18 protein-coding genes and 2 pseudogenes are annotated in these 22,529 nt (G+C 67.6%); 11 read left to right on the top strand and 9 right to left on the bottom strand.

Features of this window, described 5'->3' with window-relative positions; translation table 11 throughout:
• Positions 1 to 57: 57 nt before the first annotated feature.
• From dhaL to OG966_RS00700, 3 genes are all read right to left on the bottom strand, one after another.
• Positions 58 to 684 (bottom strand): dihydroxyacetone kinase subunit DhaL, encoded by a 627-nt coding sequence (gene dhaL / locus OG966_RS00710; RefSeq protein WP_326647331.1) that lies wholly within the window; start codon positions 682 to 684, stop codon positions 58 to 60.
• Between the two features lie 232 nt (positions 685 to 916).
• Positions 917 to 1,183 carry a hypothetical protein gene (locus tag OG966_RS00705; protein ID WP_326647330.1) on the bottom strand — a complete coding sequence of 89 codons (267 nt, stop codon included), beginning with the start codon at positions 1,181 to 1,183 and terminating at the stop codon, positions 917 to 919.
• 240 nt (positions 1,184 to 1,423) lie between these two features.
• On the bottom strand, positions 1,424 to 2,188 hold the full coding sequence (locus OG966_RS00700; RefSeq protein ID WP_326647329.1) for an IclR family transcriptional regulator: 765 nt from the start codon (positions 2,186 to 2,188) through the stop codon (positions 1,424 to 1,426).
• A 68-nt stretch (positions 2,189 to 2,256) separates the two neighbouring features.
• On the opposite strand from OG966_RS00700, the gene OG966_RS00695 reads away from it, so the two are divergent.
• Complete coding sequence (locus OG966_RS00695; RefSeq protein WP_326647328.1) at positions 2,257 to 2,547, top strand: PTS-dependent dihydroxyacetone kinase phosphotransferase subunit DhaM; 291 nt, start codon at positions 2,257 to 2,259, stop codon at positions 2,545 to 2,547.
• Between the two features lie 465 nt (positions 2,548 to 3,012).
• Here OG966_RS00695 and OG966_RS00690 read toward each other — a convergent pair whose 3' ends face one another.
• Entirely contained in the window at positions 3,013 to 3,195 is a 183-nt protein-coding gene (locus tag OG966_RS00690; protein ID WP_326647327.1) for a hypothetical protein, read from the bottom strand.
• Between the two features lie 211 nt (positions 3,196 to 3,406).
• Between OG966_RS00690 and OG966_RS00685 the strand changes: the two genes are divergently transcribed.
• Entirely contained in the window at positions 3,407 to 4,291 is an 885-nt protein-coding gene (locus OG966_RS00685) for an SDR family oxidoreductase (protein WP_326647325.1), read from the top strand.
• Entirely contained in the window at positions 4,288 to 5,283 is a 996-nt protein-coding gene (locus tag OG966_RS00680) for a 3-oxoacyl-ACP synthase III family protein (RefSeq protein WP_326647324.1), read from the top strand. Before OG966_RS00685 ends, OG966_RS00680 begins: the two co-directional genes overlap by 4 nt.
• Before the next feature lie 299 nt (positions 5,284 to 5,582).
• Here the strand turns inward: OG966_RS00680 and OG966_RS00675 are convergent, their stop codons facing one another.
• Positions 5,583 to 6,029: a transposase family protein gene (locus OG966_RS00675; protein ID WP_326647323.1), complete on the bottom strand. Its 447-nt coding sequence runs from the start codon at positions 6,027 to 6,029 to the stop codon at positions 5,583 to 5,585.
• A gap of 505 nt (positions 6,030 to 6,534) precedes the next feature.
• Positions 6,535 to 7,932, bottom strand: a complete 1,398-nt coding sequence (locus OG966_RS00670; protein WP_326647322.1) for an MFS transporter — start codon at positions 7,930 to 7,932, stop codon at positions 6,535 to 6,537.
• Between the two features lie 102 nt (positions 7,933 to 8,034).
• On the opposite strand from OG966_RS00670, the gene OG966_RS00665 reads away from it, so the two are divergent.
• The 3 genes and pseudogenes from OG966_RS00665 (at position 8,035) to OG966_RS40605 (ending at position 11,718) form a co-directional block, all read left to right on the top strand.
• The gene (locus OG966_RS00665) at positions 8,035 to 8,562 is read left to right on the top strand and encodes a winged helix-turn-helix transcriptional regulator (protein ID WP_326647321.1); all 528 of its coding nucleotides are present in this window, start codon (positions 8,035 to 8,037) and stop codon (positions 8,560 to 8,562) included.
• Positions 8,563 to 8,908: 346 nt separating this feature from the next.
• Positions 8,909 to 9,931, top strand: a pseudogene (locus OG966_RS00660) (tryptophan synthase subunit alpha); the annotation flags it as partial.
• Positions 9,932 to 10,624: 693 nt separating this feature from the next.
• Positions 10,625 to 11,718, top strand: a protein-coding gene (locus OG966_RS40605) for an IS630 family transposase (RefSeq protein WP_442806643.1) whose coding sequence is annotated in 2 segments (ribosomal slippage) — positions 10,625 to 11,086 and positions 11,089 to 11,718 — 1,092 coding nt in all. Because the reading frame shifts where the segments join, the coding sequence is not laid out codon by codon here.
• Between the two features lie 501 nt (positions 11,719 to 12,219).
• Here the strand turns inward: OG966_RS40605 and OG966_RS00645 are convergent.
• The gene (locus tag OG966_RS00645; protein WP_326647319.1) at positions 12,220 to 12,543 is read right to left on the bottom strand and encodes a hypothetical protein; all 324 of its coding nucleotides are present in this window, start codon (positions 12,541 to 12,543) and stop codon (positions 12,220 to 12,222) included.
• Positions 12,544 to 13,205: 662 nt separating this feature from the next.
• Here OG966_RS00645 and OG966_RS00640 point away from each other — a divergent pair.
• Together OG966_RS00640 and OG966_RS00635 are read left to right on the top strand one after the other, a co-directional pair.
• Entirely contained in the window at positions 13,206 to 13,352 is a 147-nt protein-coding gene (locus OG966_RS00640) for a hypothetical protein (protein WP_326647318.1), read from the top strand.
• 693 nt (positions 13,353 to 14,045) lie between these two features.
• Positions 14,046 to 14,853, top strand: a pseudogene (locus tag OG966_RS00635) (transposase domain-containing protein); the annotation flags it as partial.
• A gap of 158 nt (positions 14,854 to 15,011) precedes the next feature.
• Here OG966_RS00635 and OG966_RS00630 read toward each other — a convergent pair.
• The gene (locus OG966_RS00630; RefSeq protein ID WP_326647317.1) at positions 15,012 to 15,815 is read right to left on the bottom strand and encodes a hypothetical protein; all 804 of its coding nucleotides are present in this window, start codon (positions 15,813 to 15,815) and stop codon (positions 15,012 to 15,014) included.
• 255 nt (positions 15,816 to 16,070) lie between these two features.
• Here OG966_RS00630 and OG966_RS00625 point away from each other — a divergent pair, with 255 nt between their 5' ends.
• Together OG966_RS00625 and OG966_RS00620 are read left to right on the top strand one after the other, a co-directional pair.
• A complete protein-coding gene (locus OG966_RS00625) occupies positions 16,071 to 17,705 on the top strand; it encodes an IS1182 family transposase (protein WP_442806797.1) in 1,635 nt (544 codons plus the stop codon).
• A 507-nt stretch (positions 17,706 to 18,212) separates the two neighbouring features.
• Positions 18,213 to 19,991 (top strand): hypothetical protein, encoded by a 1,779-nt coding sequence (locus OG966_RS00620; RefSeq protein ID WP_326647314.1) that lies wholly within the window; start codon positions 18,213 to 18,215, stop codon positions 19,989 to 19,991.
• Positions 19,992 to 20,049: 58 nt separating this feature from the next.
• Here the strand turns inward: OG966_RS00620 and OG966_RS00615 are convergent, their stop codons facing one another.
• A complete protein-coding gene (locus tag OG966_RS00615; RefSeq protein ID WP_326647313.1) occupies positions 20,050 to 20,727 on the bottom strand; it encodes a hypothetical protein in 678 nt (225 codons plus the stop codon).
• Positions 20,728 to 22,013: 1,286 nt separating this feature from the next.
• Between OG966_RS00615 and OG966_RS00610 the strand changes: the two genes are divergently transcribed.
• Entirely contained in the window at positions 22,014 to 22,529 is a 516-nt protein-coding gene (locus tag OG966_RS00610) for a DUF6879 family protein (protein WP_326647312.1), read from the top strand.

Below are 22,529 nucleotides of genomic sequence, written 5' to 3'. Positions count from 1 at the left end.
ACGGTCATCCCAGGCCGACACCGGGAGTCGGTTGATGTCCTGTGCAGTGGCGGTCGGTCACGCATGCGCCGCCGTGTCGGCGAGGGCACGGAAGATCAGAGCAGTCGACGTGGCCCCCGGGTCCTGGTGGCCGACGCTGCGCGCCCCCAGGTAGGAAGCGCGGCCCTTGCGCGCCTGCAAGGGAGTGGTGGCGCGCATGCCCTTTTCGGCGGCGTCGGCGGCAGCCGCTGCCGCAGTAGCGAAACCGGTTCCCTGACGCGCCTGCTCCTCGAATACAGCCACGGCGGGCGCATACGCGTCGATCATCGTCTTGTCGCCGGGGACGGCCGTCCCCAGCTTCTGAACGCTTTCCAGGCCAGCGGCAAGCGCCTCGGCGAACACGAGCGGGTCGGCGAGAGGGGTGTCCAGGGCCTTGCCCAGTGCGCGGAATGCGCCCCCGTACAGCGGTCCCGAGGCGCCCCCGATGGTGGAGATGAGGGTGGTGCCGGTCTTGGTGAGGACGACTCCGACCGTGTCGGAGGTGAGGTCCGCTACGGCAGCGGCAGCGGCGGTGAATCCGCGGTCCAGGTTGGTCCCGTGGTCGGCATCACCGATCGCCGAGTCGAGCTGGGTGAGGTGATCCTTGTGCTGGCCCACGGCAACGGCGATGGCCTGCACCCACGCACGGGCTAGGTCGACATCCATGGGGGTCTCCGTTCAGTGATCGGTGAGTACTGGGTCGGTGGTTGGAAGGGCCGGGGGCGGGGCGCAGTTCGCGCGGCTGCGTCGCCCGGGCCGCGCCTCAGGCACAGCCCCGCCCCCGACCCGGTTCAGGCGCCCCAAGCAGGGCGGGGTGTTCACGGGCGCGTCCCACAGAGACAGCGTGTCGGCATCCGCCCTGCACACCGTGGTGGAGACACCCGCATGTCCGGACTGGTCACGTAGTGCCGACCAGGCTGCGGGCGGTGGTCACGTTCTTCGCGGCGCGTACGCCTGCCGCCTCGTAGGCCATCGCGATGACCGCAGTGGCGTAGGTGAGAGAGCATTCCCTGCTGCGCCATGGTGAACGGGCGTGGCCGCCGATGATCGCGGCCGCGAGGACAGACCCGGAACGCCAGCACGGCAGTCCCCAGCGTCTCGTCGAGGAGCCTGTGTGGGCAGGAGTTCTCTTCCATCTGACGGCGCCCGGTGCCGACGCTGGCACGGACGCTTCACCTCCTCCGCGTGATGCGGGCTGTGAAGGGGAGGGGCCGCCGGGTCCTGGTGTTCGGGCATAACCCGGTGGCCATGTGGGAACCGGACGATCCACCCTCCGGCATTGTTCATCATTGATGAACGTTGTTCCGGAAATTAAACCCACGTTTCACGCCTGTCAAGGGGTCGGTGCGCCGGTCGGCCGTGCGCCGCAGTGCGGCGGGCCTGCTGCACGAGACCTCAAGCGCGCTCAGATACCCGTGGCGAAGGCGCCCCGACGCGGGGCGCCCAGGTCGCGGGAGAGGTTGCGGGCGGTCTCGCGGACCGCGACGGCGAGTTCCTGGCGCACCGGTTCGCCCAGCATGCGCTCGACCGGGCCGACGATGCCGATGGCGCCCACCACCTCGCCGGAGCGGTCGAAGACCGGCGAGGCGATTCCCGCGTCCCCGATGGCCGACTCCTGGTCCTCGACCGCGTAGCCCGCTTTGAGCGCGTCCTCCAGGTGCCGGTCCAGTTCCTCCCGGCCGGTCATGCTGGCGCCGGTGAGCACCGCCAAATCTCCGGCGAGCAGGCGGTCGCGCTCATCCGCCGGCAGCGACGCTGCGATGGCCTTGCCCAGGGCGCAGGTGTTCCACGGGATGCTCGCGCCCACCTCGAGGATCTGCACGGCACCCTCGGGTCGGAAGGCATGGTGGACGATCAGCACGTGATCGCCCGTGAGGACTCCCACCCACACGGCTTCCTTCGTCCGGGTCGCCAGAGCGTCCGCCCAGGTCAACGACCGCGTCCGCAGTTCCTGGGTGTCGAGATAGGCGTTGCCCAGCTGCACCAGGTTCGGCCCCAGCTGGTACTTCGAGCTGTCCCGGTCCTGCGAGACCAGCCCCTCGATCTCCAGCGTGCGCAGCAGTGCGTGCACTGTGGGCTTGGCGACGCCCAGCCGGTCGGCGAGCTCGGTCACGCCCAGCCGGGGACCGCCGGAAGCGAGTTCACGCAAGATCTGCACTGCCCGATGCACGGACTGGACCATAGAGATCTCCGATTCAGTATTGCTGAACAGTGTTCCGAGATTTAATGTGACTGTTCATGAGCACACCCGTCGGCATCGTACTCGTGTCCCACAGCGCCGAGCTTGCCGCACGTCTGCGCCTGCTGGTGGAGCAGATCGGCTCCGACGCCGTTCCCGTCGTCACCGCGGCCGGAACCGACGACGGCAGGATCGCCACCAGCTACGACCTCGTTCTCGACGCGATCAAGGACGCCGACCGGAGCCCCGGGCAGTCCGGGCGCCGACGGCAAGACGGTCGTCGGTCCGCAGGGTCCGGCCGGCGACACCGGGCCAGCCGGCCCGCAAGGCGAGCAGGGCCCCAAGGGTGAGGACGGCGCTGACGGCCAGGACGGCCAGGCGTGCCCGACCGGCTACAGCCGGCAGGCGCCGAAGGACGAACCCGACGCCCTGTCGGCACATCGGTCAGCATCGCGGCGAACAACTCGTTCAACCGCGCCGCCGCCTGCGGGTCCTCCGCATCCGAGGTCAGCTGTGCCCGGCGCAGCCGCTCGAGCCGATCGCGGGGAACGAGTCCTGCCTCGGCCGGCATCGTTGGCAACGGACCGGCCAGCGTGCCGGCGATCAGGGTCCCGTCCACATCCAGCACCGCGATATGCATGCTCCGAGCCTCGCGGGCACGTCACCGCACCACGCCGATTCCCCCGCCCTGTCACCCGATCGAAGACACCAGCGCCCCGCCGTCCCGGGGCAGCGGCCGTGCACGTTCGTCATCACGAACGGCTCGAAGCTGCACGCCGTATGCGAAGGGGCGGCGTCAACTGCGGGCGAACGCGCTACAAGTTGGTCGAGCCCCCGTCTTTTGTGATCGCGGGAGCGCCGAAGCTTTTGTCGAGGATGACGTTGCGGGTCTTTTTCGCGATAGGAACTTGGGCGGTGTAGACCGCGACGGTGTGGCCCGATGCATCGACTGCGATGATCCGGGCCGGGATGGCAGTGCCGTCCGTCACCCGGATCACGGGGAGTGTCTCCAGGGCGATTGTGGCGTTGGGGTCCGACTTGTGTCCGTCGTATGGGTCGCCGTGCAGGGGGCCAGGGATCGCCGACGAATCCGGGCCGGGGCCACAACTGTGCTTCTTCCTGGTCGTTGCTCACCGTGCGGTGGCGCACAGGGCGCGAGCCGTCTGTGGATCCTGGGGGAGTGAGGCAGGGGTGGCGGTGGATGGCTCGGTGGGGCGTCAGGTACAGCGCAGTGTGGTGGTCACAGGGGCGACCGGAGGCATCGGTGCGGCGACGGCGCTGCGGCTGGCCGGTAGTGGTTTTGATGTGATCGCCACGGCGCGCAGTCAGGAGAAGGCGGATGTACTGATCGCTGCTGCGGCGGCGCGCGGGCAGTCGCTGAGGACTGTGGTGCTGGATGTCGCCGAGCCGTCTTCCTGCGTCGAGGCGATGGGGCGCATCGTGGACATGACGGGTGGTGGTGCGTGGGCGGTGGTGAACAACGCCGGTGTGCCGCAGGCGGGGTCGTTGGAGGACGTGACCGATGAGCAGGCGCGTCATCTGCTGGAGGTGAACCTGCTGGGGGCCATGCGGATCTGTCGCCTCGCCCTGCCGGGGATGCGCCTTCGGGGCGAGGGCCGGATCGTGAATGTGTCGTCCGGTCTGGGGCGGGTGCCCTGGCCGTTGGGCGGCTGGTACAGCGCGAGCAAGCACGCGTTGAGCGCGCTCACCCACTGCCTGCGCATGGAGATGGCGCATGCGGGTGTCCGGGTGTCTTTGGTGGAGCCCGGGGCGTTCGCCACCGCGATGCTGGACCGGGCGGTCGACGATCTCGCCGGGGCGGATCGCGGCGGGGCCGGCTACGAACGGTCGCGGGCTCTGTTCACGGCTGTCAACCAACGCGTTCCCGGCCCGCAGCCGGTCGCCCGGACCATCGAGAGGGCCCTGTCCTCCCGCCGCCCCAAAGCCCGTTACTCCGTCGGTCTCGACGCCCGCCTCCTCGTACCGCTGCACGAGGTGTCACCGCTGTGGCTGTCGGACAGGGTCAAACACACGATCACCGGTCTGCCCCTCAGGGCCCCACAGCGCGCCGGCGCTGGGAAGAGGGCGGCATGAGCCTCTACAGCCGTATCACGCAGGTCGCCGTCCACCTGCCCGCCGGCCGCGAGAGCTCGCAAGCCATCGAGGACCGGCTGCGCGAGCACAGCCCCGGCATGCGGATTCCGCCCGGCTTGCTGCGGAGGCTGTACGGGCTGGACGAGCGCATCGTCGCGGTCGAAGGCGACCTGCCGTCCGACCTCGCCTCCCGCGCCGTCCACCGCGCACTGGAGCAGGCGGCCCTCGCCCCGGGCGAGATCGACCTGCTGCTGTTCGCCGCCGTCAGCGCCGATGTCCAGGAACCCGCCAACAGCCACATCGTCGCTGCCCGGACCGGACTGAGCTGCCCGGTCTTCGACATCTCCAACGCCTGCAACAGCGTCCTGAACGCCCTGGAGGTTGCCGACGCCTTCATCCGCGGCGGCCGCTACCGGCGCATCCTCGTCGCATGCGGAGAAACGCTCAGCCGGCTCAGCCGTTGGACACTGCCCAGCCCCACCGCACTACGCACCGGACTCGCCTCCCTGACCGGCGGAGACATGGGCGCCGCCCTGCTTCTCGAAGCCTCCGCCCAACCCGGGATCACCGGCAGCACCTTCATGGCGAACTCTGCGGGCTGGCCCGCCGCCACCCTGTTCAACCCCCACCAGGCCCCCGGCAAGCCGGCAGGACTGCACATCGACTCCGACCAGCTGCTCGCCTCCTTCCTCGGCCTGGACACCCGCGCCGCACAGTGGATGAAGGAACAGCACACCGATCCGGAACAACTTGGCCTCGCCTGCGTCCACCAGCCGTCCGTCCCCTTCGTCCGCACATTCTGCGAACGCCTCGGTGTCCATCCCGACGCCATCGTGCCCACCTTCCACCGCACCGGGAACATGGGCGCCGCCACCCTCCCCCTCCAGCTGGCCCTCGCCATCGAGGAGGGCCGGCTGCGTCCAGGGATGCAGGTGGCTTTGTTCGGCATGGCCAGCGGCGCCAGTGGCGGCGTGATGCTGATCGACTGGTAGGCCATCAGCAGCGTCCTGGGCAACCACGTCAAGACCTGATGAGGCCTGCGACACCGCCACCGGCCCCTTCAGCACAACGTCTCAGCGACCTGGACGCCGCTGACTTCTGCCGAACATGGCGCGCCAGCTCCGGGGCCCAGCAGGGCGGTCGACAGCGCAGCAGCGGACGGGTGGGCGCCGACCAGGTCGCAGTCGCCGATCCGCTGGTCCACTCGCCGGAAACACGGGTGTACGGCGGCCTCGAAGAGTGGGGCCTCCACGGCGGCTGACCGCTCGTCGGCGCCGCCGGATCTGAGCACCTAGTTGGCCAGACGGGCCAACTGCCGCAGCCGGGTCCGGCCCGCGACCAGCATCAGGCGGCGGCACAGCCGCGCGGCCGGACGGCCGCCGAGCTCGATCGCGATCGACCGCAGCCAACCGGTCAGCCCGATGCTGGAGCGGGGGTGCCGCTCGGACAGCCCCGGCACCTGCTCGACGAACGTCTTGCGGCAACAGCTCTTCCGATCACAGAAGTACCGGCGGACCCGCAGCCGGACAAGGACCCGACGAGACCCCACCGGCCTTTCTTCTAGGACGCGTTGGTACGTGCTGTGTATACGCCTCGCCTGTTTCCGGCAGTCCGGGCACCGGCCTGGGCGAGCCGTGGACACAGCCTCCGCCACAAGGACATCGGAGGAGTCACTGACGCGCTTCACTCGCACATCGATCCCGGGAAACAGCACAGCCTCGACCGTCTTGGTCGCCATGCCGGGACATACTCTGGCGAAACGATCCCTCGCTCACTTCGCTGACCTGGGGATTCACGAAACTGCGGACAGAGCCTTGGATTTCCCCACTTGCCGCTCTGGGGTGGGGCAAACCTGTTCTCTTGAGCTCCCCATCGATTGTGTGATCCTCCCGGCGTGTCGAACTGGTGTCGGCGTGTCGTGGAGAGCCTGCGTGAGCTAGGAGTTCGGCCTGTTCGCGGGCCTTGGCCCGAGTAACTCGGTTCGAGGACTTCAGCCACGCCTCGACGCCTGCGGAGGCCGCCACGCGGTTGCTCGACTTCATTCTGGCCGAGCCTGTCGACCCGGCGAATAGGGGAGCTGGTTCGGGACAGCAAGGTGCTGCCTTGGCACGGCAGGGGCATGGCCGCTCCGCGTGCGAGCTGAGCCGGGTTCGCGGGTGCCGCGCTCCTGAGAGCGCGGCCCTTTAGCGGCCCTTCGGGCGAGTGCGAGTTCCGTCCGTCCATCGACGGACGGAACTCGCTTCTCAGGCGGCGCCGACCTTCGCGGCCTCTGCGACGTCGGCCGTCTTGGCGGCGGCCGGTCGCGGCTTGCGGACGAGCGGGACCGTCGCGCACGCGGCGAGCAGGGACGCCACGGCGACCGCGTACCAGCCGTGCTGGAACGCGGCGACAGCGTGTCCGGGGGCCGGGGTGCCGAGGATGCCGACCAGGATCGCGACGCCGAGGACCGCGCCGATCTGGCGGCCCATCGAGGTGATGGCCGAGCCGGTGGCGAAGCGGGCCGGCGGCAGGGCGGCCGCCGACGCCCCGGTCAGGACCGGGATCGTCATGCCGACGCCGAGGCCGGTCAGCATCATGCCGGGCAGGAGCGAGGCAGCGTAGGCCGAGCCGGTGTCGAGCGTCGCGGCCCACCACAGGATGCCGGCCGCGAACAGGACAGTTCCCGCCAGCGCGATGCGGCCCGCACCGAATCTGGCGACGGCGGGCCCGATCCGCAACGCGACCGGCGGCACCAGCAATGGTCCCGGCGCGATGGCGAAGCCGGTGCGCAGAGCCGAGTAGCCCCACACGCCCTGGCACCACAGCACCGCGCCGAGCAGCATTCCGGCGAACGCGACGGTGAACAGCGTCAGGGCGGCCGCGGCGGATGCGAACGCCGGAACCCGGAGCAGCGGCAGCTCGACGATCGGCACGGGGTGGCGGGCCGAGCGCAGGACGAACCAGACGCCGAGCAGCACCGCAGCAGCCAGGCCGCCGAGGGTGCCGGCGCTCGTCCAACCCCAGTCAGGAGCCTTGACCAGGCCGAGCGCGAGCGTTGCGATCGATCCGGTGAGAAGGGCGGCGCCGAACAGGTCGGGCAGCGGACTCTTCTCCGCCCCAGCGCGTCCGGGCGACGGCAGCACCTTGACACCGAGCGCGAACGCCGCGATCCCCACTGGCACGTTGACGATGAACACCCAGCGCCATCCGGCCTCGACCAGCAGCCCGCCGGCCACCGGCCCGAGTCCGGCGGCGATCCCGCCGATCGACGCCCAGGCCCGCACCGCCCCGGCGCGCTTCTCGGGCGCCGTCGTGTCGAGCAGCAGCGCGAGCGACGTCGGCATCAGCAGCGCAGCGCCGGCGGCCTGCACGAGCCGTGCCGCGACCAGCGTCCCGACGTTGGGAGCGAGTGCGCAGCCGACCGAGGCGAGGGTGAACACCGCCAATCCGGTCAGGAAGACCGGCTTGTGGCCGGAGCGGTCGGCGACGCGGCCGGCGACTACGAGGAGCGCCGCGAAGGCGATCGCGTAGCCGTTGAGGACCCAGGAGAGGGAGCCGAGGCCGCTGCCGCCGAACGAGCGGCCGATCGCCGGGAGGGCCGCGTTGACGATGAAGAGGTCGAGGTTCGACATGAAGACCGCGGCCGCGACCGTCGCGAACACGGCTCGGGACGCCCTTTGTGGGTTTGAAATTCCAACTGTCATGGATCGGAGGCTAGCTGTGTGGGTTTGAAAACGCAACGGACTCGGGAGAGGATGATGGGCGTGACCTCGAACGCGAAGCAGGGCGAGAACTCGGTTCCGCACCCCGAAGTGCCCGGTCGGCCGTGCTCCGTGGCCGCCGCGCTGCAACTCGTCGGCGAACGCTGGGCCCTCCTGGCGATCCGCGAGATCTTCTACGGCAATCAGCGCTTCGACCAGATCGTCCGCAACACCGGCGCCCCCCGCGACCGCCTCGCCGCCAGACTGCGCGCACTGGAAGAGGCGGGCGTGGTCGAGCGCCGCGCCTACAGCGAGCGCCCATTGCGCTTCGAATACCACCTCACGGAGGCCGGCCGCGATCTCGCACCGGTGATGCGCGCGCTGCTGGCCTGGGGCGATCGCTGGGCGGTGGACACTCCGCCGGTCGCCTTCCGGCATCGCGGCGGGCCCGGCTCCGAGCACGACGCCGAGCACGACCTCGATCTGACGTCGACGTGCCGGACCTGCGGTGAGGAGGTCGGGTCGGGAGGTCTCACGATCGACGTGCGGGTGCCTGGATGGGATCGGGCCGGGCCGATCGAAGGCTCCTGAGCTCAGCAGCGACCAGGAGTGAAGGGGTGTCGGCGTACGCGCCTATGTGGCTCTGGCACGATTTTCGTAGCCGGAGATCATCCCGGAGCGACGGTCGGCCGGTCCGCGTAGCGGGCAGGCTCTGGCTGTGCTCTGTTGAACTGCCGTATCTGTTACCGCCCTTGGCGTCTGTGCTGGTGGTCTCAGTTGATGCTTCTGGCCCTGTGGTGGTGATCCGGGCCCAGACGCGAGCCCGTGTTCCAGCGGGTTGTACGGGGTGCGGAACGCTGAGTGAGTGGGTCCACAGCCGATACGAGCGGCACGTCGCTGATGCTGCAATCGGCCTCTCGGCGCCTTCGCGCTCGCAGGTATCCCGGACGACGTAGAGGGCGGCATCGACGCCCTCCTCACCTACGCCCAACAGGGCGCAGGTCTGCTCGAAGTCGGCGCACCGACGTCTAACCCGTGGCTGGACGGTCCTGATATCAGAGCTGCGCATCACCATGCACTGCTCCAGGGGCACGGCATGGGGACTGTGCTGGCAACGGTCCGGCAGGTTGCCGCCGGAACTCGCAGCCCGATCGTCGTCATGAGCTACTTGTCCAGCGTCCGGGCCTACGGCCCGCAGCGCCTCGCCGACGCTCTCGCCGAGGCGGGTGCCGCGGGATGCATGGTCCCTGACCTGCCCGCGGGGCATGCCGCACACGACCACCTCACCGCCGCTGACGGCCTCGGCCGTCTGGCGCAAGCCGCCTTTCGCCTGTATCGCCTTTCCTGGGCATTCCACCTTACGATGCGGGCTTCCGGTCCCTATAACGAGAGCGGGTGGGTGCTGGAGCGGCTCGTTCGGCATCGGCAAATCGCTCGCGACTGGGAGGGAGCTGCAGCCATAATCCCGCGGGCCGCAGACGCCGGTGACGTGTACGCCCTTCTAACGCTCGCCTCGCGTTACGAGGAAGATGGGGACAGAGCCGAAGCATTCATCCTCCGGGCCGTCAGAACCGGCGACGATCACGCGCTGCTCGCTCTCGCAAGGCTTTGGGGCGATCAACGCGCAGCTGAGGCATGGGCCCAGGAGACAGGCACTGACGCCGCCACCACCCTCGCACGACTACCCCGAATGCGGTGGGAGCTCGATCCATTGAACGGGCCCGATTCATTCAAGCCTCGCACCCCGCCCGAAGGCAGCGCCCTCATAGCGGCCGCTGTCAGACGGCTTAGGGACGGAGATCCGGGAGCAGCCAAAGGCCTCGCTCGGCAGGCCGCTGATGCAGGAGCCGTCTCCATTTACGATTTTCTCTCTGATCACGATGTGGATTTCACAGCGCGCTTGAAGGCATGGTGGCCGTACGGACTCGACCCGGACGGCACACCATCCGAACCCTGGTGACCCGGCCGCAGCTGCCATACCAAATCCACAGCAAGAAGCCCTCCGTGGGGGTATAGAGACTTTGCTCGAGCCGACGTTGGCAGGCGCCGCCGGGGCGCGCATCGCCGCCAGGGGTGGTGCCGCACCAACGGGTCCCGGCCGCACTCTGTCTCCCGGCCCCGTCAAGGGCCCGGCCCTCACCATCCCGCTGCCCCCTGTCAGGGGGCAGCCCCCAGCCGGCCAACGGCCGGCCCGCGTCTGCTGCCTGTTTCTGTGTCAGGACTGCCGCCGTGTCCGGAGCGCTCCAGCTGATGTTCGCGCAGCGCGGCACCGGCTGGCTGCAGGAAGGACGGACTTACCGCCAGGCTTGTGCTGCTCACGGAGGGGCCCGACATGGCCGGCATCGGCTACCGGCACCTGTTGATGCCCGTACGTCTCGACGTCGCGGCGAAGTAGCCGAACACGAAGCCACCGCGAGCTGAGAAGCTGTTCTACCTTCTGGGCATGGGGCTGAGCAGCCTGAAGCTCCGCGCTTGCGAGGTGTCCGAGAGTGCCCCGCGGGTTGGGGAACGGCCGAGGCGGGTTCCTGGCGGGTCTGACCTGCACCCCCGCTGGGGGATACGCGGGCGGTATTTCCTTTACCGCCGTTACTGACCTCTTCGAGGTGTTGTCGGAGGGGGTGACGGGTGGTGATCCCTGCGGTAGGCCGGTGATATGCGGTATGCGCAGGGTGGCGGGTTGACCGCCGAGGGGCAGCAGGCTCGGGAGCGGGTCCGTTTCGAGGCTGGTGAGCGGTTCGTGCGGGGCGAGAAGAACGCGGTGATCGCGAAGGATCTGCGGGTCAGTGCGCGGTCGGTGGAGCGGTGGCGGCGCGTCTGGCGGGCGGGCGGTATGGAGGCTCTGGCGACGTCGGGGCCTGCGAAGGTGCCGAAGGTATCTGATGAGCGGTTCGCCGAACTGGAGCGGGAGTTGGCGCGGGGGCCGGCCGTGCATGGCTGGGAGGACCAGCATTGGACGCTGGGACGGATCCGGGCCTTGATCTGGTGGAAGTTCGGGGTGGACTGCTCGTCAGCGGCGGTGTGGCGGCTGCTGCACCGTCACGGCTGGTCCTGGCAGTCGCCTGCCCGGCGGGCTGTGGAACGGGACGACGACGCGGTGGGGTTGTGGAAGAAGGACGTGTGGCCGCACGTGGAATGACTGCGGCGGCGCTCGGGGCGTACGTGGTGTTCGAGGACGAGGCAGGGTTCTCGATGACACCGTCCCTCGCCCGCACCTGGAGCCGGCGGGGGCACACGCCGGTGGTGCGGGTGCGAGGACGCTCTTGGCGCCGCTTCTCGATCGCGGCCCTGTGCTGCTATAAGCCCGGCGAGACATCGCGGCTGATCTTCCGGCCCTATCGTCACCGCAAGCATCCCGGTTCAGGGCGCAAGAGCTTCGCCTGGAGCGATTACCGCGACCTGGTCGTGCGTGCTCACCTGCAACTCGGCGCCCCGATCGTCTTGATCTGGGACAATCTCAACACCCACCGGGCCGCCGGAATGCGGCAGTACGCTGCCGAACACGACTGGCTCACCATCGTGCAACTTCCCTCCTATGCACCGGATCTGAACCCGGTGGAAGGCGTGTGGTCACTGCTGCGACGCGGTCCGTTGGCCAACGTCGCCTTCACGGACGACGCGCATCTCGAACGCGTCTTACGCCGCGGACTGCGTCGCATCCAGCGTCATCCCGAACTCATCGACGGGTGTCTCGCCGGCACCGGCTTCAGCCTCACCCGCCACCCGACAACACCCCGAAGAGGTCAGTAGGCCGCTCCGAGGCCGACATGCTCGACCGGGTACTGGTCGCCAACCCCCGCCTCTAGGTCCACAAAGACCCGAACGCCCTCGCGGGTCCTGCAGGACCGGTACCAGGTCGCCAACATGTGCGCACGGTCCGCGGTGCGGATCCTGCGGAACGGGGGACTCGTCTGCACGATGCACGGGCGGGGGTCGTTCGTCGCGGATCCCCTCCCGGTCCAGCTCGTTGCCGACGGCGCCCGCCTGAACGACTCTGATCGGGCACCGCGCAGGAGCGCTGCCGAGGAGACGGGGGTGGACAGCGGGTTCCGGCACTGGGAGCGGCCGGAGGTCGCCGGCCGGGGCGAAGGCGGAGCGGGGGATTGAAGTTTCCCCGTGTCCAGGATCACGGGGAAACTTCAGAACCGCCAAGCCCCGAAATCGGTACAACAGCGGGTTCCACGATTGTCTGGAAGTGATGCTCGCGGATGGGCGCGCCAGGGCCGGCCAGGCGGTCGATCTCCGATTCGCTCAGCTCCGGACCAGGATGATGAAACAGCTCACGATCAGGATCAGGAACCCGCCGACTACCAGGAGAGCCAGCATCGTACGGAAGCCTTCGGTGAGCCGTTCAGCGGTTGTAGGTGGCGGAATTCGAACGGTTCCCACCTCGACCTTCTGCGCCAGCGCGTAAATGGTGTCGGTGGGGTAGCGTTCCTCGCCGCTGAGCAGCTCGCGTTCCGGGCGGATACCGAATCGCTTCAGCAGGTGATCGAACTGAACCGTGGACATCGGGGGGAACAACCTACGGGCGTCGTGGTAGCCGACCGTGCGCCTAGCAGGCCTGTTGATCATGCTATGCCCCCATCCCGGTTTCACCGCGCACCGCAACTCTCGGCGCTGGCAGCCCCGTTGCCAAGGCCTCGGTCGACGGTGTACGAGCACCTCGACAAGACCAAGGCCCTCCCCCGCCAGCCCAAGAAGACCACGGCGGCCACGAAGCCCTGACCGAGATTCGATCAGGAACCCTGCTCGAACCACCAGTGCGAAATCGCACCCTCTGCCAGCGCCACCGGCAGCTGACCGCGCGACCGCCTGGTCCCGGTGCCGCGCCGCTTCCCCGTCGCGCTGGGGCTCTGACCCGCGTCTGCTCGCCCTGGACATCGCAGCGGCAGGCAGCAGGTGGGGACTGCAGGAAGTCACCTGGCAGTTCCACTCGGCGTACGCGGCACTGCTGCGCCGCACGCCGTTCACCGGAGAGCGCATCTGCTTCAGCAGCGGAGACAGCGCGGCGCGCAACACCCTCGCCCCGCCGTGGGGCATCTACCCGTTCCGGCCCGCGCGGTGCGCGGGCCTCATCGCCGAGGTCCTGGTCTTCAGCGTGACGCTCTCGTCCGACAACTTCATCGAAGAACTTCGCAAGGCCGGTCTGGACGCCCACTGGGTCCTGCCGGACGGCGCCGACCTGAAGCCGGATCAGCCGTCGTGGCCATCCAGGGCCACGACGCCGCGTCCTGGTGGCCGGGGCGGAGCTCGAGCGGATTCTGCTGGAGCTGACCGACCTGCCGACTTGGGCGAGCGGCATGGACGAGCTGCTAAGCAAGGGCACAGCCGGCTGGCAGCCGTGGCTGTACTTCACGGACGAACACAGGGTATGGGCCTGACCCGGTCGGTGAGGCTGCGCGCGGGGCGCCCTCTGCGAGATGGGCTTTCTCCCGAGCCGCAGGGACGCAGTTTGTGAGAACCGGGAAAGTACGCCCAATTCTGGCGTTGGTCCCCATGAGACAGCCTCTGACTTGGGAAGCGGCAGATCCTGAGAGCTGAGCCGAAGCACGATAGTTGACACCTTCGTAACAGTGAGCTGGCCTCAGACGCCATCCGCTTATCGATCACGGGGATGGCCTGGTCGAACAGGGTTGCTGATCGGGTGATCGCGCGAGGGTCGGCGCATGACAGCAGGGCCTCTTGGTAGTTCGGGGGTGCGATCCCAACCGAGTACCAGGAGGCCCTGTTGCCGCAGTCTTTCGCGCTCGCGTGCCTGGAGTCCAACTCGCCCTCCCTGTCGTGTGACTGTCTCGCGCACAGGTTCGGCAACGCGGCCGACCAGCCGGACCACACCCCGTGCTATGGCTCCGACATGAGGGAGGCGGAGTGGCGGGTCATCCGGGCCGTGCTGCCGGTTCCGGCCTGGTTGGAGGGGCGAGGCGGGCGGCCGGAGGGCTACTGCCACCGGCAGATGATCGACCAATGCCACGAAGTTAAGCGCTCGGCGGCGGTGTCAAGGGTGGGCGAGGTACGGGAAGGGCCTCTGCTATCCAGGGGATCGACCAAGATCTTCCTGAGAAAGCAGAGGCTCAGTGGCCCACTTTGTCACGGGCGGAACCGGTGACGTGTTCGCGCCCGGTCACATCGGTGAGTTAACCCAGGTCATCCCACCCGAGTTGGTCGATGCGGTACTGGACGAGGCCGGGGCGCGCGAGCGACGACTTCGGAGCCTCCCCTCTCGCGTCGGGGTGTACTTCGTGCTCGCGCTTGGGCTGTTCGAGCATCTGGGCACCGGACTGGTGTGGGGCAAACTCGCAGCCGGACTGGCCGCCCGGGTGCCGCAGCCCTCGGAGAAGGCACTTCGCGATCTGCGTCGGCGGGTCGGGGTGGCCCCGCTCAAGCGGCTGTTCGACGTGCTGGCCGGCCCGCTGGCCCAGCCGTCCACGCCTGGAGTGCGCTACCGCCGCTGGCGCACGGTCGCCTTCGACGGCTGCGGGAGCCTGTCCGTCCCCGACCACGAGCGCAACCGGTCCTGGCTCGGCCGCACCGAACGCCGCTACGGCCCGACCGGCTACCCCCGGCTGATGCTCATGACCCTGTGCGAAACAGGCACCCGCGGCCTGATTACAGCGGTCTTCGGCCTCGCCTCCAAGGGCGAGACCCGACTACGTCGGCGACCTGGTCGGCCACCTGACCTCGGACATGCTCCTCCTGGCGGACCGCGCCTTCGACAGCAACGAACTGCTCGCAGACATCGCAGCTCAGGGGGCGCAGTTCTTGATTCGCGCCACCAGCACCCGACGACCGCCGGTGCTGGCGCTGCTGCCCGACGGCTCCTACCTGACCCGGATCGGTGGCCTCCCGCTGCGGGTGATCGAGGCCGAGATCCACGCCTCGACCTGTTCCGCTGGCACCACCGCTACAACGTCCGACGCCGCCATTCCAGCCTAGGACAACGCAGCCCCATCGCCTACGAAACAGCACTCGCCACAACATCAACTAACCTGGCCCCAGCTGCATAACCCGTGTCCAAGATTCAGGGTCAAGGCCCAGTTTGGCTATGCCTTGAAAACGCCGCGATTGTAGCGAAGAATCCATACGACGATGGCAACGATACCCGCTGTAATGACGGACGTTACTGCGACCGAGCTGATACCGGCGTAAATTCCACCGAACCCGGCCACTCCCAGAGCTGCACCCACTGCGAGGCTGGTTTCCTGGAGAGCTCCGGCACGTGCAACATCCTTGGGTGGAACGCTTCCAAGCAGGTACGCGTCTCCGGATGCCATCGAGACCCCTACTCCTCGGCCGAGCAAGAAGCTGGCTGGCCACAAGCCGACGAAAGCAGCTACTGCAAGGCCGAGGGTGCATGTAGCCAGGCTGACCTGCAACATGTGCACTGGAGTGAATCGAGATTGCAATTTGTGGAAAGCGAATCCTCCGAGGGATACCCACAATGCCAAAACTGAGACTGGCAGGATAGACAGCAGTGAATTGGCCTCTGCGCTAAAAAGAAAGACCGATCCTGTGTAGCACGCCGAACCGACGACGAGTGCAAGCGAAGGGGCTCCCAGTCGGGAGAAGTTGAGCATTCGTACATCGATGAGCGGGTCGCGGGAGCGGAGTTGGCGTATGCAAAATACCGCCAGGATGACGCATCCGGCGACAGTCGCTAGGACGCGTCCGAGTGCCTCACCGTGACTTTGCAGACCTGCCACGAAGAGCCCGAATCCAAGAAAAGCCAGGGCTGAAGAAGCGACATCGATTTTAGTCGACGAAGCCTGCCCCAAATTGATACCGCGCAACAGCAGGGTTGCAAACAATGCACACAATAGAGCGATTGCAGCTGGCAGCCAGAACACAGAGTGTACGCGCCGACATCAACAAACGCCCGGCCAATCAGTGGTCCTGCACCAGCTCCGATGCTGTACGTGGTGATCCACAGAGAGTAGCCCAGTGTGCGCTCTGCAGTGTGAGGTAACCCTCCGAGTGACCGAGGCAACGCTGGAAACGAAGGACGCTGTTGGTTAATCCGGGGCCTGCGTGACGTCGGCCTTCAAGACCTGGTTGTGGTCTTGAAGGCCGACGTTGTCGTATGGGGTGGGTGCCGGGTGTCGTTGCAATCGAAGGGGTCGGGGGAGATCCCGGCGGAGACGGTGCGGGTGGCTCGGGCCGCATTCCCGAAAGGGAGCTTGGCGATTCGGGTCCGGGACGAGCTGGGGCCGTTGTTCACGGACGTCGAGTTCGCGGACCTGTTCCCGGTTCGGGGTAAGCCCGCCTGGTCACCGGGGCGGCTGGCGCTGGTGTTGGTGTTGCAGTTCACGGAAGGGCTGACCGACCGGCAGGCCGCGGAGGCGGTGCGGGCCAGGATCGACTTCAAGTACGCCCTCGGCCTTCAGTTCGGCGATCCCGGTTTCGACTTCACGGTGCTGACGGAGTTTCGCGACCGTCTGCTCGAAGCTGACGGTGGGCGCCGGGTGCTGGACGGCATCTTGGCCGTGGCCCGGGAGAAAGGACTGCTCAAGACAGCGGGCAGGGCCCGCACCGACTCCACGCATGTGCTCACGGCCGCGCGGAATCTGAACGCCCTGGACATGGTGGCCGAGACACTGCGCACGGCGCTGAACATGCTGGCCCAGGTGGCACCGGACTGGCTGAGGGAGATCGCCGAGCCAGACTGGTTCGACCACTACGCCACCCGGGCCGAGAACTCCCGCTTCCCCAAGACGCAAGCACAGAGGGACGAAGTCCGGCTGAGGATCGCCCGGGACGGAACGCGGCTCCTGACGGCCCTTTGGTTGCCCACCTCTCCCGAAGAACTGCGAGCTCTGGAGAGCGTCGAAGTCCTGCGGCAGGTCTGGGTGCAGCAGTTCCACCGGGTCGAGGGGGATGTGGCCTACCGGTCCCCCCAAGACCGTCCCCCGGGCGCAATGCGCCTGGTCAACCCCTATGACCCCGAGGCGCGCGGCAGTATCAAACGGGACACCGTCTGGCACGGATACAAAGTCCATCTCACCGAGACCTGCGAGGCAGACGCCCCGAACCTGATCACGAACGTGGCCACTACCGTCTCCACCACCCAGGACCAGGTGATGAGCCGCAGTATCCACGCCGAACTGGCCGCACGGGACTGCCTGCCCGCCGAGCACTGGGTGGACGCGGGGTATCCCACCGCGTCCCAGGTCGTGGCCGCCCGTCTCGATCACGGGGTCGCGCTGTTGGGGCCCATGGTGGCCAGCACCGCCGCCCGGGCCGGCACACCCTTCGGCCAGGACGCGTTCACGATCGACTGGGATCACCAGCAGGTGACCTGCCCGAACGGTGCCACCAGCGCCCAATGGCACCAACGGCAGTCGCAGCACGGCCTGCCGGTGATTCGGGTCCGCTTCGCCTCCGTGGACTGCCGGCCTTGCCCCGACCTGAGCAAATGCGTCAACTCCCCGAAGGCCGAATCCCGGAATATGAACCTTCGCCTACGGGACGAGCACGAGGTGGTCCGCAGAGTCCGCACCGAGCAGCAGACCGATGCATGGAAAGACCGCTACAAGATCCGGGCCGGGGTCGAAGGCACCATCTCTCAGGGGGTCGGGCGCTGCGGCCTGCGCAGATCCCGCTATCGCGGGCTCGCGAAGACCAGTCTCCAGCACCAGCTCACCGGCGCGGCGATCAACCTCGCGCGCATCGACGCTCACCTCACCCAGACACCCAGGGCGATCCAGCGGGCGGACAAGGAAATGCGACATCTGCGGTAGACCAGATCTCCCGCGCGATCTCCTGCAGCTGTTCTCTCTGTCATGCATCACTGTGAGGCCCCCGCGGTGGAGTTCGGCACCCCACCACCTCTGCCACTTTCGACCGCCAGCGCGCGAAACTTTGACCCGGCTTTGTACAACCGTGTTGAGTGTCACGTCCGTTGGCTCCAGTTAGGGACGAACGCCCCAGTTCACGGTCTTGAATGGCCCTTATGACCACGCCTAGACAAGAGGCGGCGCGACCAAGCCGATCCATCCGATCAGCCCTGCCCCTGGGGAACACGCGGGGTAGGGCCAGAGGGGAAACATCTCTTGTCTGGAACTTCCAGAAGAAGTCGCATCCTGTCCCGCTTAGCCTGCGGCGCCGCCACCGTGCTGCTCCTGGGATCCGGCGTAGCGACCACCGCATCCGCCGATACCTTCGATCCGAACCCCGACCCCAACGCCGCACCGTCCACACGGCCGGCCGCAGGCCCCGAGAGAGAAGTCAGGGCCGGAGCCCGCCCGGTGTCAGGCAAGAAGCCGTCCGCCGGACCGGCCTGGAAACAGGTCGACGAGGGGCTGGGCACCTGGAGCGTGAACACCCGAAAGGTCCAGCTGCGGAACACCGTCACCGACGCCGACGGCGACAAATCCACCCTCACCTTCGAGGTGTGGACCGTCGACTCCGGCGGCAAGCCCAATACCAAAGTCAAAATCGAGGACAACGAGTACGGCGTGAAGGTGTCCGGTTACGTCAACTCCGGCTCCGCAGCCACGGTGACGGTCGACCCCAAGTGGTTGAACCCGAACGTCGACTACGTCTTCCACACGAGCGCCTACGACGGCTCCCTGTATGAGACGTCGTGGTCGCCGTGGGCGAGGCTCCGCATCGAACTGCCTGTGGACCTGGCGCTCCCGGCGCCGGTCTATGACGCGCCGAACCCGGGCTTCACCACTGCACCCAACAGCAAGCAGACCAAGCCGCTGGCCTCCGGTGGCGTCACGCGCAGCACCTACAAGGCCCAGAAGCAGTGCGGTCCGACCGCCAAGGACGGCCGCCAGCTCTGCATCGCCCCGACCCCGGACAAGCCCGCCGAGTCCAAGAGCACGCGGGACGCGGGCTGGTGCGAGAACGGCGCCATGGGGGCCTACGCCGACCGGTTCAAGGAGTGCGATACCCGGCCGGTCACCTACTACCTGGGCCCCGACGACGACCCCATCGCGAAGGCTGATTTCAACTTCACCCGCACGCTCCGCCTGGACGGCCCGGACAGCTTCACCGAAACCCTCACCATTAAGGGCGTCAACATTCCGGCCGATTTCGACGGTGGCATCAGCCTGTCCGCCTTCAACGGTCACATCTGCCAGGGCTCGTGCAAGCCGATCGAGCCCCAGGGCGGGGACTGGACAGCTACCCCGACCTGGAAGCCCGGCGACACGCACACGGCGTCGCTGACCACGAAGTACACATGGGATGCGTCCGCAGCCGACATGACGTACCGGTACAAGCCGGACGTCAAGATCGAAGGACAGGTCCACTCGCCGGGCATGGAGCAGAAGGTCGACTACCAGTGGAGCAAGGGCTACTGGCAGGACACCCCCGACCTGGACCAGATCCGCTGCGACACCTTCAAGACGAAGTGGGGGACCACGGGCTGTGTCTTCGTCAACTCCGCCCCTACGTACGTCTTCAACGCCAAGAGGTACCCGCAGGCCGCGGCGCACGGATGGCTGATCCAGACCGTGCTGCCGAACCACGCCGGCTCCGAGGTAGACAACAAGCCCCTGTACTACATGGGCGACAGCGCACAGAACACCAGGAACCGAGACCGCATCTGCCCCGACAAGTGGGCTGCGGAAAACGGCGACGCCAGCGCGCTGGACGATGCGACGGACAAGCTGAACTGTGACGAGTTCGCCTTCGCCTCCTCCTACAACAGCGGTGGAATGAAGAAGAGCGAAGGCGGCCTGAACGAAGCCGTCCCCACCGGCAGCACCACCGGCACCCCGAACGGGAGCGCCTGCGTGCAGTTCTTCGCCAAGAAGCACGGCACGAAGATTCACCTCTACAACATCGACAACGGCAAGGTGCCGACATTCCACGAGGTGTGCGGGCGCTCGTCCATCTCCGGCATCCACAACCAGGAGTCGATGGGCGGAAACTTCACCAACTTCATGAAGCAGATGCGCATCATGGACAAGGACGCCTACTGGCTCAACACCCGCATGACCGGGAACTGCGCGGCCACCGACGCATTCGGCAAGCCGGTCAACCCTGTCATCTGCACGATGACCGCAAAGTAGCGGCCACCTAGCAGCCGGTGGGGGCGCCCCAAGGGGGGCGTCCCCACCGGCCGGCAGGTCACATCGCCGGCGCGGGGAGAATGGCCAGCGGGAGCAGGCCGGCCTCCACCGTGGCTCGGTCGATCGTGAGACCGCAGTAGCGGCCAACACCGGTGAACACACGCGCAGGGATCTCGTGCGCATGCTCCTCGTAGTACACCTCCACCTCCTCCTCAGTGGACACGCCGTCGTACAGGGACGGGAACACAGCCCCCGCCGCCCGCAGCGCCGCGTCCAATTCCGGCGACCAATCCGCGCCTGAACGAAACTCGGCCTCCCACGTCCGCCCCTCGTCTCCCGGGGCGTGGAGGATCAAGGAGGGGGCATCGTGGCGGTTCAGCGTGAGGCAGATGATCTCCTCACCTACGAGCGGCGCCATCTCCGGCACGCTCCGGTAGCCGAAGAACCAGGTAGCGGCGAAGCCGTCCTCCAGGACGTACACCCAGTCCCCGCAGGTGCCGTACATCGCACGGCTGACGTGCGTCATGTCCACACCGGAGGGCGTAGCCAACTCATCCCGGTCCTTGTACAGGTCCTGGCAGTCAAGCTGTTCGGGGTCGCCTCCGAGGCGTACCAGGAAGTCTTCCGTCTCCACGCCGCGGGCTGCTGTCAGCGAAATGCTGCCACGCATCCCGGGCACGCCGCCCTTCGCATCCTCGTAGGCGTGCTCACCAATCCATCGAATTCCGTCAGACATCCCGCCAACCTACCGGCGGGCAGAAGCGAGCGCACCGGGGAAGCGAGCTGCCCGGGCACTGGAAAGGGTTCTCACCCGACCGGAGCGACGCCCACCAGGGACACCGCCTGGTAGTCGATGGCACCCCGGCTTGCCAGCGCTCCGGCCGCGCGCGGTTCCGCAGGGCCAGAGTCCTAACCAAGCCTTCAGGAAGAGCCATTGACGCGGACGTGGAGCAGCCCGGTCTGTCCACGACGGGGGACGCGGACAGACCAGGCTGTCGCCCCCGGTGGCCGTCGGTGATGGCCACGGAGGGGGAGGGACCCCGCCCCCTCGACCGGGACGGGTGCGGAGGAGGGGGCAGGGGGATTAGCGAGGCGATTTGCAGGCCGGATCTCCATGAGGATGCCGGAGCTTGTCGGGCCGGGCACCGCTCGCAGAGAACTGCTCAATCTTCTGCGCCTTGCCCGTGATGGGCCTGTCACAGATGCAGCAGAAACGGATGCCGCTCATCGTCATCATGACCGTTGTACCTCCTGCGGGCAGCACGGGCCCGCGTACACCTCGATGTCGAGAACATGCGCACCCATACGGCCGCGCGCTGTGCCGACGCTGCGCGCGGCGGTAGTCAGGGGCTTGTCGCACCAGACGCAGGCCCGCCCGGCGTACTGTTCCCAGCTGAGGTCTTCGGCGGAGGGCAGTGCAAGCGCGGACGTGGCTGGCGCGGTCATCGGGCGGCCCTGCAGCGGGGGCAGCGGCACGGAGATAGGGCGAGAGAATCCGGAAGTCGCTCGGGGTCGCCCTTGGGGACGGTGAGCCGCCATGTCTCACGCCGTTGTCCGGACACGGCATCCACGCGGTACACCTTGATCGTCATCATCGGGCCGTCCCCCGTCGCATCGTCAGAAGCGTTGTCGTGACCGTAGGGAGCGGCGCCTTGCAGCGTCCACTAAGTTGCACCGGATTACAGAAGAGTTGGTGATAGCAGGTCGTGGCTAGTACCTGCTCTTGACCGCGTCCCTCCAGGAGCGTGACTGTGGTGCAAATCGTTGTAACCGGCTAGCGCGGGAGGTCAGCCACCATGAACATTCGGTTTGTCGGGATCGACCCCGACACGGACGACGACGGATGCCCAACCGTGTGGGTGGACACGGACACAGCTGATCTGCTGATCCAGAGCTACACGGCCGACGACGAGTCGGCCGCCCGGTGTGACTCAACGTCTCCGGCCAGGGCGCCCATCCCGCCGACCGAGACGGTCATCAGGATCCCGAGGCGCATGGTCCCGATCATCAGGAAGGCGTGTGATGAGCTCGATTCCGGAGTTCGGTGAGCTCCTTGCTAGAGCCGAGCGGTCAGCCGTCCACCTGGAAACGAGGGACGTCTACTACAGCAACCCGCGCTTCGAGGCCTGGCAAAAGGGTGAGCGCACCGACTGGGACGACCGGGGGACGTGGTGGCGGCCGTTCCACCAGCAGATCTCCGACGCTGTGGCGCGAGGGGTGGATGTGCGTCGGGCACGGGTTGTGTCCGAGCCGGTGACCGAGTACATCCGTTGGGAGCATTACGTCACCCAAGCCAATGTGGCCGCGGGCGAGCAGGTGCGGTGGCTGCCTCGGCGGCAGGCCACGGACTTGCTGTTGCCGGTCAACGACTTTTGGGTCTTCGACGGCCGGCTGATGCGCGTGCACCACTTCTCCGGTGACGGGGACTGGTTGGACAAGGAACTGCGCGATGATCCGGGGCTGGTGGAGATGTGCTCCGCCGCGTTCGAGAAGATCTGGGGGTGCGCCATCCCGCACGACGAGTACGAGATCAAGTAA

This window comes from Streptomyces sp. NBC_01750 (assembly GCF_035918095.1).
GTDB lineage: Bacteria > Actinomycetota > Actinomycetes > Streptomycetales > Streptomycetaceae > Streptomyces.
Note: the sequence above shows the minus strand (reverse complement) of the source record. Positions and strands in the feature narration are given on the sequence as shown.